General features: G+C 68.8%; 10 protein-coding genes and 1 tRNA gene. 10 read left to right on the top strand and 1 reads right to left on the bottom strand.

Annotation, left to right across the window (positions count from 1 at the left end):
- Positions 1 to 1,263 (bottom strand): hypothetical protein (locus CFB18_RS12190; RefSeq protein WP_143597611.1); only part of this gene is annotated, 1,263 nt, incomplete at its 3' end.
- A 491-nt stretch (positions 1,264 to 1,754) separates the two neighbouring features.
- Here CFB18_RS12190 and obgE point away from each other — a divergent pair.
- The 10 genes from obgE to CFB18_RS12140 all read left to right on the top strand — a co-directional run bounded on the left by obgE (position 1,755) and on the right by CFB18_RS12140 (position 11,345).
- Positions 1,755 to 3,047, top strand: a complete 1,293-nt coding sequence (obgE, locus tag CFB18_RS12185; protein ID WP_088572076.1) for a GTPase ObgE — start codon at positions 1,755 to 1,757, stop codon at positions 3,045 to 3,047.
- Positions 3,048 to 3,348: 301 nt separating this feature from the next.
- Positions 3,349 to 3,969, top strand: a complete 621-nt coding sequence (gene nadD / locus CFB18_RS12180) for a nicotinate-nucleotide adenylyltransferase (protein WP_088572075.1) — start codon at positions 3,349 to 3,351, stop codon at positions 3,967 to 3,969.
- 23 nt (positions 3,970 to 3,992) lie between these two features.
- Entirely contained in the window at positions 3,993 to 5,012 is a 1,020-nt protein-coding gene (locus CFB18_RS12175) for a carbon-nitrogen hydrolase family protein (RefSeq protein ID WP_088572074.1), read from the top strand.
- Between the two features lie 452 nt (positions 5,013 to 5,464).
- Positions 5,465 to 6,700, top strand: coding sequence for a radical SAM protein (locus CFB18_RS12170; RefSeq protein ID WP_088572073.1), 1,236 nt, complete (start codon positions 5,465 to 5,467; stop codon positions 6,698 to 6,700).
- 144 nt (positions 6,701 to 6,844) lie between these two features.
- Positions 6,845 to 9,106 (top strand): NADP-dependent malic enzyme, encoded by a 2,262-nt coding sequence (locus CFB18_RS16400; RefSeq protein WP_088572072.1) that lies wholly within the window; start codon positions 6,845 to 6,847, stop codon positions 9,104 to 9,106.
- 78 nt (positions 9,107 to 9,184) lie between these two features.
- Positions 9,185 to 9,268: transfer RNA gene (locus tag CFB18_RS12160), tRNA-Leu, on the top strand.
- A 78-nt stretch (positions 9,269 to 9,346) separates the two neighbouring features.
- Positions 9,347 to 9,721: a septum formation initiator family protein gene (locus tag CFB18_RS12155; protein WP_088572071.1), complete on the top strand. Its 375-nt coding sequence runs from the start codon at positions 9,347 to 9,349 to the stop codon at positions 9,719 to 9,721.
- 99 nt (positions 9,722 to 9,820) lie between these two features.
- Positions 9,821 to 10,057: a translation initiation factor IF-1 gene (gene infA / locus CFB18_RS12150; RefSeq protein ID WP_088572070.1), complete on the top strand. Its 237-nt coding sequence runs from the start codon at positions 9,821 to 9,823 to the stop codon at positions 10,055 to 10,057.
- A 209-nt stretch (positions 10,058 to 10,266) separates the two neighbouring features.
- Positions 10,267 to 10,527, top strand: a complete 261-nt coding sequence (locus CFB18_RS12145; RefSeq protein WP_088572069.1) for a stage V sporulation protein S — start codon at positions 10,267 to 10,269, stop codon at positions 10,525 to 10,527.
- A complete protein-coding gene (locus tag CFB18_RS12140) occupies positions 10,524 to 11,345 on the top strand; it encodes a PHP domain-containing protein (protein ID WP_088572068.1) in 822 nt (273 codons plus the stop codon). Before CFB18_RS12145 ends, CFB18_RS12140 begins: the two co-directional genes overlap by 4 nt.
- Positions 11,346 to 11,496 lie beyond the last annotated feature (151 nt).

The following is an 11,496-nucleotide window of genomic DNA, read 5'->3' as shown; positions in this document are numbered from 1 at the left end:
GGTCCTGGCATAATCCAGCGGGGCCACATCGGGAGTGTAAAAACGCAGCGCCTCCTCATAAGCTGCGATCGCCCGCCGCAGGGCCTCCCGAGGGTTGCGCTGGTAGGCCGGACTGTATTCTTCCGCCCACGTGTTCCCGATCTCTATAAAAGCCGCAGCGTCTTTTCGCTCCCGGAGCGTTTCCCGGGCCGTTCGCTCCCATTCCGCCTCCGGCGGAGGGATCGCTTTGGTCAGGATCCCTTCGTAGAACCTCGCCACTTCTCCCCTCTTCTTTCGCTCCACGCGCAGGAAGGCCAGCGTCTCCAGCGCCCTCAGCACCGGATCCCGGTCCGCAGGCGTCACGGCCGCCCCTCCAGCCCTCTCCACCACCCCCCAAACCCGCTCCAGGGTCAGGGTCCGAACCCCCAGGTCCCACAGGGCCCGGGCGCTTTGCAGAAACCGCTGTCCCATCTCCCCCAGCCGATCTCGCCTGGCCGCCTCCTGCACCCCTAACACCCGGCCCATCTCCGCAGGGAGGTCTCGGTAGCACTGTTTGAATACATCCAACCCGGCCACCAGGCTCCCGGGATGGCCGGCGAAGCGCCCCCACACTTCCTCCACACGCCGCCCCTCCGCCTCCGCGACCGCTTGCGCCAACCCCTGGCAATCCTCCCGACCCATCGCCTGGAGTTCCACCACCCGCACCTCCCGCACATCCGGAGGGATGCGGTCCGTCCGCGCCGTGGCGAGGAGGGCCAGATCGGGGCACGCCCAAAGCAGATCCATCAGCCCCTCCGGCAGGGAGGGACCCTCCCCTCTCGGCCGCAGGGGAAGGTCATCCGCCAGCACAGGGGCCCGGGGGATTGGCATCTTGATCCCACGGGGGAAGGGCTGGGCCCCCTCCTTCCTCCCCCGAGGCCAGACCAGGACGAGGGGAGGGTTAAGGCGGATCGCGAGCTCCATCGCCGTCCGGGTCTTGCCGGCCGCCGGCGGGCCGGCGATCACCACCCCATAGGCTTGCTTCTCAGAGCCCCAAACGTGTTCTTGGAGAATGCGGAGGGCTTCTTCCTCCTCCCGCCGGGGCACATAAAGGGGGAGCAGCCGGCCGGAGGGGCCCCGGCCGAGGGCAAAGCCCATCGCCGCATCCAGGCGCTCCCGGAAGCCCTCCGCTTCCCCATCCCACACCACCCGGACCCCCAGGTCCTCCAGGGCCCTCCAGAACCCGGCGCGGGACGCTCCCCAGCGCCCGGCCATCCAGATGACGATCCCCGCTCCGATCAACACGAAACCAAGCCCCATTCCATACCGGGCCAGTGCGCGTATGGGAAGGACGATCCTGAAGGGACCCAGGCGAAACTCCACCAACGGTTCTGAATCCGAAACGGGAAGAGGAAAGAGCCCAACCAGGAAGAGAACGATGCCGGTGATCAGGAGGACAAGGGGAACGGGCTCTCCTCGGCCCTGGACCAGGGAAGCGAGGAGGAGGGGGAGATCATAAATCCAAAGGCGAAAAAGCCGGGACCGAAGTCTGCGTCCCACGGCGTGGAGGGATGGACGGCGCATCGTTTCCCCCCTTGTCTCACCACCGGGCATCGCGCGGCCCTGCGGCAAACCGCCCCGCTCCGGAAGCCATGATAGCACCGGATGGCCTCTCCAGCAGGCCGCATCGGGAAAGACGGTGTCCGCTTGAGCCTTCCGACCTGTTGCAGCCGCTGGGCGGGCGGCAAGGGGCAGGACTCCGACTAAAATGATAAAGATCGATAGGAGGGATCCCCATGAGCGAAGCGTGGGTTTTCTGCGATGAGGTGATCATTGAGGTCCAGGCCGGGAATGGAGGCGACGGGTGCGTCTCCTTCCGCCGGGAGAAATACGTGCCCCTGGGCGGGCCGGACGGCGGGGACGGCGGGAAGGGCGGGGATGTGATCCTGCGGGTGAACCCCCATCTGAACACCCTGGCCTACTATTACCGCCACCGCCGCTTCCGGGCGGAGGACGGCCGCCGCGGCCGCGGGGGCCGCAAAACCGGCGCCAGCGGCGAAGACCTCATCCTCGAGGTGCCCCCTGGCACCGTGGTCCGGGACGCGGACACGGGGGAGATCCTGGCCGACCTCACGGAACCCGGACAATCCGTCGTGGTCGCCCGGGGCGGGCGGGGCGGGCGGGGGAACGCCGCCTTCGCCTCCCCCACGAACCAGGCCCCCCGCTTCGCGGAGCGCGGGGAGCCCGGGGAGTTCCGCCGCCTCCATCTCGAGCTGCGGCTGCTGGCCGACGTCGGGCTGATCGGCAAGCCCAACGCCGGCAAATCCACCCTGCTGGCCGCCGTCACCGCCGCCCGCCCGAAGATCGCCGACTACCCCTTCACCACCCTCCACCCCCACCTGGGGGTGGTGGTCCTGGACGACACTGCCTCTTTCGTCCTGGCGGATCTCCCCGGCTTGATCGAGGGGGCCCACCGGGGCGCCGGCCTCGGCCTGACCTTCCTGCGCCACATCGAGCGCACCCGCGTCCTCATCCACCTGCTCGACGGCCTCTCCCCTGATCCCGTCGGGGATTACGAGGCGATCCGCTCCGAGCTGGGCCACTACAACCCGGAGCTGCTGAAGCGTCCGGAGCTCATCGCCTTCAACAAGATGGACCTGCCGGAGGTCCGGGCCCGCTGGCCGGAGGTGGAGGCCGCCTTCGCCGCCCGCGGCCTCACCGTCCACCCGATCTCGGCGGCCGCCCGGCAGGGAACCCGCGCCCTGATGTGGGAGGCGTGGAAGCGGCTGCAGGAGGCGCCGCCTCCGCCCCCGCTGCAGCCCACCGCTCCCCTCCTGCGCCGCGAGACGCCGATCCGGGTGGTCCGGGAGCGGGAGGGCTGGCGGGTCCTGGGGACGGCGGCGGAGCGGGCGGTGCGGATGGCCCGCCTCGATTCCGAGGAGGGCCTCATGCACCTCCACCGCCAGCTGGAGCGCCTGGGGGTCATCGAGGCCCTGGAGAAGGCCGGGGTGCGACCCGGGGACACCGTCTACATCGGCGATGCGGTTCTGGAATGGGTGGACTGGGCAGATGTGGGGAAGCGATCGTGAGGCGATGGGGGTCGAATGAATTCGACCTTCGAAAGGCCTCCGGCCAACGGTCGGCCTGCGCCGACCGGGAAAGCATCCTTCGCGTCGGCGTAGACCGACGCCCGGCGCGCAGCGCCTTAGAAGGCCGATTTCAATCGGCGTCAAAACGCGTCGAATGAATTCGACCTCGAAAGGCCTTGGGCCAACGGTCGGCCTCCGCCGACCGGAAAATCACCCTTCGCGTCGGCGCAGGCCGACGCCCGGCGCGAAGCGCCTGAAGAGGCCGATTTCAATCGGCGCAAAGGCCTTCGGAGCGAGCCCGATGAAACGCCTGGGGTTGCTGGGAGGGACCTTCGATCCTCCCCACTACGGACATCTGGTGCTGGCGGAGCAGGCCCGGATCCAGCTGCAGCTGGATCGGGTGCTGTTCATCCCCGCCGCGCAACCGCCCCACAAACCGACGGCGGAGGTCACCCCCATCGCCCACCGCCTGCAGATGCTGGAGCTGGCCATCGCCGGCAACCCCTTCTTCGAGATCTCCCGGGCGGACATCGATCGCCCCGGCCCCCATTACACCGTGGACCTGCTGACGATCCTGCGGGAGGCCTACCCGGAGGCGGAGTTCTTCTTCCTGATGGGCTCGGACTCCCTGGTGGATCTCCCTCGCTGGCGGGATCCGCACCGCCTGATCCAGATGACCTGGCTGGCGGTGATGCCGCGGCCCGGCTATGTGGTCCACATGCCGCTGCTGGAGCAGGCGCTGCCTGGGATCAGCCGCCGCTTGATCTGGCTGGACGCCCCTTTCCTGGACATCGCCTCCCACGACCTGCGTCGGCGGGTCCGACAGGGCGGCTCCATCCGCTATCTGGTCCCCCCGGAGGTGGAGGCCTACATCCACGCCCACGGCCTGTATCGAAACGCGGATCGACCTTCCACCCCCTGAGCCCTTGGAGGAGGTCCAGCCCGGTGTCCCTGACGATCCAGTTGGTCGCCGTCCAGATGCGCTGGAGCGTGGCGGATGGGCGCTCGCCGGAGGCCTTCGCCGCCCGGATGGCTGCCTTGCTCCAGCAGGCGTGCGCCCCCCTGGATCCCCGGGCGCCGGCCCTGGTGGCCCTTCCGGAGGATGTCGGGCTGCTCGCCGCCCTGGCCATCCTCCCCCCGGGGTTGATCCGCCAGCCCTCGATGGCGGCGGCGATGGCCTTCGCCCTGCGCCGACGGCTCCTCCCCGCCCTCTACCGGCGCCTGCGCCACCGGGTCAGCTGGGCCCGCGCCCTTCTGCTGACGATCAACCCCCTCCTCGCCCGCCTCTATCTGGAGACCTTCTCCCAGCTAGCCCGTGCCCACCGGATTTACCTCGTCGCTGGCTCGGCCCCCCTCGCGGATTACGGGATCCGTGAAGGGGAACTTCCCCGCCCGCTACGCCCACGGGGTCCAGCGGTCTACAACACGGCGGCCCTCTTCGGCCCTGACGGGCGTCTGATCGGGCTCCAGACCAAGGTCGCCCTCATCGACCTGGAAGGCCCCGCCGGGCTGGATCTCTCCCCTGGGGCGCCGGAGGCGATCCGGGTTTTCGACACAGAAGTCGGTCGCATCGGGATCGCCGTCTGCCTGGACGCCTTCGTCCCGGAATCCCCGGTGCGGGAGCTCCTCGCCCGCCAGGGGGCGCAGATCCTGGTCCAGCCCTCAGCCAACCCGGGCCCCTGGACCCCCGAACAGCAAGCGGATTGGCTGCGGGGCGCGTGGGCGGCCACCGTGCAGGAGGGTCGCTTCGCCTACGCCCTGAACCCGATGATGACCGGGGCGCTGTTCGACCTGGCCTTCTACGGGCAATCCGCCCTCTTCGCCCGGGACGCGCGCCTCGCCCCCGAGGGGCGAGGATACCGGGATCTCGGGCCCATGCCCGGGTTCCTCGCTGTGGCCGCCACGGAGGACGGCGAGGAGATCCTGACGGCCCGCGTCCCCCACCCGGACGCGCCCCTGCTGTAGGGGGCTTCCACTCGATGGGGCAAGGATCGCGGCTACCGCGTGGATGCCAGGTCGATGATTTTTGTAGGAGGGGCTTCAGCCCCGAACCACTGTTTTCGATGACGCAATGGTTTGCGGCGAAAGCCGCTGCTGCGCATGGAGGCCGAAATGAATCTCGGCTTACATAGGGGACTTCAACCCCGAGCTTCGCGTCTTCGATCCCGCAAGGGTTCGCGGCGGCATCCGCCCCGACGGAATAGATTCCCCGCATTCGTGTATTCGTGTTCCCATTCGCGGACGGCCCCTTACCCCTCACCACAGGGATGCCGAAATGGATTTCGGCCCGCACCCAGGGTCCGGGTCACGGCGAAAGCCGCTCCTCCAAACTTCCGCCCTAGACCTTGCCGAATGCCTTCCACGTGTATAAACTGAGGGTGGAAAGAGGGGCCCGGGATTCGCCCCAGGCGGCGAGGATGATGGTCCGGCTGGAGACCCGGGAAGGACCGGTGACCCTGAACCTGCAGCCCGGCGCCCTCTCCCTTCACCTCTACGGGCGCGATGTCCTGGCCTATGATCGCGCCGGCCGCCTCTGGAGCGCCACCCTTGGGGAGCTCACCTACCGCCGCGGGCTCGACAACCGGATCCAGGCCATCCGGATGACCCCCGAGGGGCTCCAACGTCGCTGGCTCTCCCGGGAGGAAGTCCGCGCCCTGGAGGAGGAGCTCGCCCGGCGGCTTCGGGAGTTGCTTCGCGCGCTCTCCACCCCCTCCCTCCGCTGGATCACCCCGCCTCCCGATCCGGAGGACTGGTTCCGCATCCTGGAGGCGCTCCGGCGAGCGGCCGCGATGGACTTCGAAGCCCTGGAGGCCGACGCGCGACGGTTCACGGAGGTCTACGCCCCCATCGGGATCCTCCCCCCGGATCAGTATCTCTCCCTCGTTGTCCAGGCGACCACCGGCTGCCCCTTCAACACCTGCATCTTCTGCGGGTTCTATCGGTCGGTGCCCTTCCGGGTGCGCTCCCCCGAGGCGTTCGAGGCCCACCTGCATGCGATCCGCGACTTCTTCGGCGAGGGCCTGTGGATGCGGCGGACGATCTTCCTGGGCAGCGCCAACGCCCTCGCCATCCCGATGCCCCGCCTGATCGCCCTCCTGGAGCGTCTGCGACAAGCCTTCCCGCTGCAGGCCGACGGCTCCGGGCGCGGCTTCGCCGGGATCTACGCCTTCCTGGACGGCTTCACCGGGCTGCGGAAGACCGTGGAGGATTACGCCCAGCTGCGCGCCATGGGGTTGCGCCGGGTCTACATCGGCCTGGAGAGCGGGCATGCGCCCCTGCTGGAGTTCCTGCGCAAGCCCGCGACGGTGGAAGGGATGATCGAGACCGTGCGTCGGCTGAAGGCTGCCGGCCTCTCCGTCGGGGTGATCGTCATGATCGGGGTCGGCGGGGACCGCTTCGCCCATGGTCACGTGGAGGATACGCTGGCCGTCTTAAAGGCCATGCCGCTGGACCGACGGGATCTGGTTTACCTTTCGGACTTCGTGGAGATGCCGGGGACGCCCTACCGCGCGGCAGCGGAGGCCTGGGGGATCCGCCCCCTCTCCCCGGCGGAGCGCCGGGCACAGGCCGAGGCCCTCCGCGCCGGCCTGCGCGCCCCGGGAGGGGAAGGCCCCCGCGTCGCCCCCTACGCACTGGAGGCATTCGTTTACTGAACGATGTAACGGCGCCGTAACTCCATTCAGGACAGATTAGGAAGTCCCAGGACAGCCCGCCCCGGACCGGTTTGCCGGGCCTCCGGCGCGGGGGTAAGGTGGAAGGCGCGGATCCGGCACAGCTTACCCAGCAAGGAGGTTCCCATGCTCCGGGAAGACGCCCTGGAATACCACCGCAAAGGCCGTCCGGGCAAGCTGGAGATCGTCCCCACCAAGCCCATGATCACCCAGCGGGACCTCTCCCTGGCCTACAGCCCGGGCGTGGCGTATCCGGTCCTGGAGATCGAGAAGGACCCAGACCTGGCTTATGAATATACCATCAAGGGGAACCTGGTGGCGGTGATCTCCAACGGCACCGCCATCCTGGGCCTGGGGGATCGGGGGGCCCTGGCCTCCAAGCCGGTGATGGAAGGCAAGGCGGTGCTCTTCAAGAAGTTCGCCGATGTGGATGCCATCGACATCGAGGTGAACACCCGGGATCCGGATGAGTTCATCCGGGTGGTGCAGGCCATCGCCCCCACCTTCGGGGGGATCAACCTGGAGGACATCAAGGCGCCGGAGTGCTTCTACATCGAGGAAACCCTGCGGGCTACCCTGGACATCCCGGTCTTCCACGACGACCAGCATGGGACGGCGGTGATCTCCGCGGCCGCCCTGCTCAACGCCCTGGAGCTGGTGGGCAAGCGCATCGATGAGATCAAGGTGGTGATCAACGGCGCGGGGGCCTCCGGCATCGCCTGCGCCGATCTCTGGGTGAAGCTGGGGGTGCGCAAGGAGAACCTCATCCTGCTGGACACGAAGGGGGTGATCTACAAGGGACGCAAGGAGGGGATGAACCCCTACAAGGAGCGCTTCGCCGCCGACACCGAGGCCCGCACCCTCGCCGAGGCCATCCGGGGAGCCGACGTCTTCCTGGGCCTCTCAGTGGCGGACGTGCTCACCCCCGAGATGGTGAAATCCATGGCCGAGCGGCCCATCATCTTCGCCCTGGCCAACCCGGACCCCGAGATCCGCTACGAGCTGGCCAAGGAGGTCCGCCCCGACGCCATCGTGGCCACCGGCCGCAGCGATTACCCCAACCAGGTCAACAACGTCCTGGGCTTCCCCTTCATCTTCCGCGGGGCCCTGGACGTGCGGGCGCGGGCGATCAACGACGAGATGAAGCTGGCCGCGGCCCGGGCCCTGGCCGCCCTGGCCCGGGAGGACGTGCCGGACAGCGTGCTGAAGGCCTACGGGCTGGAGACGCTGCGCTTCGGGCCGGACTACATCATCCCGAAGCCGCTGGACCCGCGGGTGATGCTCTGGGAGGCGCCGGCGGTCGCCCAGGCGGCCATGGAGACCGGCGTGGCGCGGATCCACATCGACGTCGAGGAATACCGGGAGCGGCTGGCCGCCCGGCTGGGCAAGGGCACCCAGGTGATGCGCTTCATCATCAACAAGGCGAAGGCGGCCCCCAAGCGCATCGCCTTCGGGGAGGGCGAGGAGCCCAAGATCCTGCGGGCCGCCGCCCTGATCCAGGAGGAGGGGATCGGCCGGCCCATCCTCATCGGGCGCCCCGAGGTCATCCGCCGGCGCATCGAGGAGCTGGGGCTGCGCTGCCAGCCGGAGATCGTCTACCCGCCCGAGTTCCCGCGGCTGGAGGAATACGCCCAGCGCCTCTACGAGAAGCGGCAGCGCAAAGGCGTCACCCTCCCCCTGGCCCGCACGCTGATGCGGGAGCCCAACTACTTCGGGCCCATGATGGTCGAGATGGGGGACGCCGACGCCTTCATCTCCGGCCTCACCTACGACTACCCCGCCGTCATCCGCCCCGCCCTCCAGGTCGTGGGGGTCCGGGAGGGCATGCGCAAGGTCGCCGGGCTTTACATCATGATCGTGAAGGAGAAGGTCTACTTCTTCACCGACGCCACGGTGAACATCGAACCCACAGCCGAGGACCTGGCGGAGATCGCCATCATGGCGGCCGACTTCGCCCGGCGCTTCGACATTGAGCCGCGGGTGGCCATGCTCTCCTTCTCCAACTTCGGCAGCACCCGCCACCCGCTCTCCGAGAAGGTGCGCCAGGCCGTGGAGATCGTGCGCCAGCGGCGGCCGGACATCCTGATCGACGGGGAGATGCAGGCCGACACGGCGGTGGTGCCGGAGATCATCGAGGAGCGCTACCCCTTCAGCCGGGTGAAGGACGCCAACGTGCTGGTCTTCCCGGACCTGGAGGCGGCGAACGTCTCGTATAAGCTGCTGCAGCGCCTCGGGAACGCCCAGGCCATCGGGCCGATCCTTCTGGGGATGGGCAAGCCCGTCCACGTGCTCCAGACCGGCGACGAGGTCCAGGACATCGTCTTCATCGCGGCTATCGCCGCCCTGGACGCTCAGGAGCGCGCCCAGGCCCTCGCCGGCGTTCGGTGAGGGAGCTTCCGGAGGATGAAGCCGCCGCCCCGGCGGATTTGACATCCCGGACGGCCCTGGTAGAATTGAAAACGAAACGCCGGGGTGGCGGAACTGGCAGACGCGCCACGTTCAGGGCGTGGTGGGCATGCGCCCGTGCGGGTTCAAATCCCGCCCCCGGCACTGCCCGGAGGCCGCTCCCGCCTCCGGGCTTTTTGTTGAGAAAAGCGCCTGTCCAACTCCTGAGTAAGGAAGCGCCGCATGCGCCGCTGGCTGGATCGGATATGGCGCTGGGGGGTCCGCCTCACCGTGCTGGCCGCCCTGCTCGCCCTGGCCCACATCGCCTGGGAGAACCTGGAGATCTACCGGCAGCGGGTGGAACGGGCGGAGCGCCTGCGCGCGGCCATCGCCACCGAACAGGCCCGAGCAACCCGCCTGGCCGAACAGGCCCGCTACGTCCAGAGCGAGGAGTTCGTCGCCCGCTGGGCCCGCTTGGAGGCCGGGATGGTCCGCCCAAACGAAACCCCCTACCGCCTATCGTGGACCCCGTCGGCCTCTCCTCCGCCATCTCCTCCTACCCCTACCCCCACTCCCCTCCCCTGGCAGGCCTGGTGGATGCGGCTGCAGGGGCGATGAGGAGGAGTCCGTGCGGATTCTCCTCCCTCCGGATCCCCGCTAAAATATGGATGAAGCATCGCGTCCGAAGAGACAACCCTCGAGGTCCCGGGAGGCTCGATGGCGAAAGGCGGCGAGAAGGCCAAGGATGTCATCCAGGTGGAAGGCACTGTGGTGGAGACCCTTCCGAATACGATGTTCAAGGTCCGCCTGGACAACGGCCATGAGGTGCTGGCCCACCTCTCCGGCCGGATGCGGATGTATTACATTCGCGTGCTCCTGGGGGACCGGGTGCTGGTGGAGCTCTCCCCCTACGACCTGAGCCGGGGGCGCATCGTCCGGCGGCTGTCCCGCTGAAGGCGGGGCTGCGCTGCCGGCTCCCTCAAGCCCTACGCCACATTGTGGCGCTCCAGGTTATAATATTCCCCAAACCGGCCGCAACGGCGGGTCGCTCCCTCCGTTGCCCTGAATCCACGGGAGGAGGTCTGCCGCTCAACCGGAAAGCGCATCCCTCACCACAGGCCGCGGTTTCCCATCGCCATCCTTCAGCCCCACGGAGGGAGAGCATGGATACCATTAAGGTTGCTGCCAAGTCACGCACCACAGCCGTGGCCGGCGCCATCGCAGGTGTCATCCGGGAGCGCGGGCGGGCGGAGGTGCAGGCCATCGGGGCCGGGGCCGTCAACCAGGCGGTCAAGGCCATCTGCATCGCCCGCACCTACCTCGCCCAGGATGGCATCGACATCGTCTGCATCCCCGAGTTCACCGACGTCAAGATCAACGACCAGGAGCGGACAGCCATCCGCTTCGTCATCGAAAAGCGATGAGCGTCCGCCTCGACCTCCACGTCCACACCACCGCCTCGGATGGCCTGTGGACCCCCGCCCGGGTGGTGCAGGAGGCCCTCTCGCGCGGCCTCCGATACCTGGCCATCACCGACCATGAGACCACCCAGGGTGTCCTCGAGGCGGCGGCCCATGCCCGCGGCACCCCCCTGGAGGTGATCCCCGGTGTGGAGATCAGCGTCGGCGGCCCGGAGGAGGAGATCGACCTGCTGGGCTACTTCATCGATCCCCTCCACCCGGAGCTGCTCCGTATGCTGGAGGCCATGCAGGCGGAGCGGGTGGAGCGGATCCGGGCAATGGCCGAGCGCCTAGCCCGGCTGGGGCTGCCGGTCCCCTGGGAGCGGGTGCTGGAGCTGGCCCGGGGGGACGTGCTGGGGCGCCCGCATCTGGCCCGGGCGATGGTGGAACAAGGCTACGTGGCCGACGAGGCGGAGGCCTTCCGCCGTTACCTGGGACGGGATCGCCCGGCCTATGTGCCCCGGCGGCCCGTGGATCCCCAGGAGGTCATCGCGCGGATCCGGGCCGCCGGGGGGGTGGCGGTCCTGGCCCACCCGGGCCGCTCCGGCCTCCCCCGGGATCTCCGGAGCCTGTGGGAGGCCGGGTTGGCCGGCCTGGAGGTCTATCATCCTGACCACTCCGAGGCCGACACCGCCCGGTTGATGGAGATCGCCCGGATCTACGACCTGGTCCCCACCGGCGGCAGCGACTTCCACGGTCCCACCCCCGACGGCCGCATCCTCCTCGGAGCCCTCCCGGTCCCCCCCCACACGGTGGACCGGCTGCGCGCGCGCCGGCCGTGATCGGGCGACCCGGCGGGTCGTCCCTACCGGACCCGCGCATTATGTGGGGCAACTGCGAGCAGTTGCCCTACACGCCCAGAAAATCTGAAAGGCCCTGCACCCCAGCCATCCTATGCGGATTTCCTGTCTGCCAGATACAATAGGGGGAAAC

Source organism: Thermoflexus hugenholtzii JAD2, from assembly GCF_900187885.1.
Classification (GTDB): Bacteria; Chloroflexota; Anaerolineae; order Thermoflexales; family Thermoflexaceae; genus Thermoflexus; species Thermoflexus hugenholtzii.
This window is presented reverse-complemented; position numbering and strand designations above follow the sequence as displayed.

What these genes read in the sequence shown, in the direction of transcription:
- CFB18_RS12170 (WP_088572073.1), top strand. Translation starts at nt 5,465, where the DNA reads ATGATGGTCCGGCTGGAGACCCGGGAAGGACCGGTGACCCTGAACCTG.
- CFB18_RS12155 (WP_088572071.1), top strand. Translation starts at nt 9,347, where the DNA reads ATGCGCCGCTGGCTGGATCGGATATGGCGCTGGGGGGTCCGCCTCACC.
- infA (WP_088572070.1), top strand. Translation starts at nt 9,821, where the DNA reads ATGGCGAAAGGCGGCGAGAAGGCCAAGGATGTCATCCAGGTGGAAGGC.
- CFB18_RS16400 (WP_088572072.1), top strand. Translation starts at nt 6,845, where the DNA reads ATGCTCCGGGAAGACGCCCTGGAATACCACCGCAAAGGCCGTCCGGGC.
- obgE (WP_088572076.1), top strand. Translation starts at nt 1,755, where the DNA reads ATGAGCGAAGCGTGGGTTTTCTGCGATGAGGTGATCATTGAGGTCCAG.
- nadD (WP_088572075.1), top strand. Translation starts at nt 3,349, where the DNA reads ATGAAACGCCTGGGGTTGCTGGGAGGGACCTTCGATCCTCCCCACTAC.
- CFB18_RS12145 (WP_088572069.1), top strand. Translation starts at nt 10,267, where the DNA reads ATGGATACCATTAAGGTTGCTGCCAAGTCACGCACCACAGCCGTGGCC.
- CFB18_RS12140 (WP_088572068.1), top strand. Translation starts at nt 10,524, where the DNA reads ATGAGCGTCCGCCTCGACCTCCACGTCCACACCACCGCCTCGGATGGC.